This window comes from Paraburkholderia piptadeniae, assembly GCF_900007165.1.
In the GTDB taxonomy this organism is placed as follows: domain Bacteria; phylum Pseudomonadota; class Gammaproteobacteria; order Burkholderiales; family Burkholderiaceae; genus Paraburkholderia; species Paraburkholderia piptadeniae.
The window spans coordinates 1-657 of record NZ_CYGY02000218.1 but is presented as its reverse complement, the minus strand read 5'-3'; the positions used below and the strand labels follow the sequence as shown (position 1 = coordinate 657).

The following is a 657-nucleotide window of genomic DNA, read 5'->3' as shown; positions in this document are numbered from 1 at the left end:
GCGAACGCGTCGGCGACGGCAGCGCCCGCGGCGTAGTCGGGGCCGAGAATCTCCTTGCGGCGCCCATCGGCGCGGCCGATCGCGCGATAGATCTGCCCGCCGACGGCATCCTGCTCATCGAGAAGCACGACGGACAGTCCCGCGCTCGCCGCGCGCGTCGCCGCGCTCATGCCGGCGGGACCGGCGCCGACCACCACGACATCGACGGCTTCGGCGGCGAAGCCGGACACGAGTCCTGCTTCGTATTCAGCGGCCATGAGCATCCTCCAGTGATACGGCGACGGGCGGCAGATCGCGCGCGCCTTCCTGCGAACGGATGCGCATGCCGTCGCGCACGGTCACCATGCAGCTTTGCCGGCTCGGCACGCCGTCGATCTCGACGAGACACTCGAAGCACGCGCCCATCATGCAATACGGCGCGCGCGGCGCGCCCGAGACGGGCGTCGCGCGAAAGCGCGCAATGCCGGCGGCAAGCAGCGCCGCGGCCACCGACCGGCTGCCCGGCACGCGCAGCGGCTGATCGTTGAACCAGATGTCGACGGAAGCATCGGCGGCGGGCAGGGCCTTGAATAGTGGTAGCAGTGTGGAAGTCATGGCGGATTCAGTGAGCGGGAATGAGAGCAGCGGATTCGGTGAAGCGGCTGCCCGAGAAAGCGG

Annotated in this window: 2 protein-coding genes; both read right to left on the bottom strand. The window is 69.7% G+C overall.

Annotated features, from left to right (window positions below; genetic code table 11):
- On the bottom strand, window positions 1-257 hold a 257-nt coding region (locus BN2476_RS44805), incomplete at its 3' end, for an FAD-dependent oxidoreductase (RefSeq protein WP_143811250.1).
- Window positions 247-594, bottom strand: coding sequence for a (2Fe-2S)-binding protein (locus BN2476_RS44800; RefSeq protein ID WP_087740482.1), 348 nt, complete (start codon window positions 592-594; stop codon window positions 247-249). The genes BN2476_RS44800 and BN2476_RS44805, both read right to left, overlap by 11 nt.
- Window positions 595-657 lie beyond the last annotated feature (63 nt).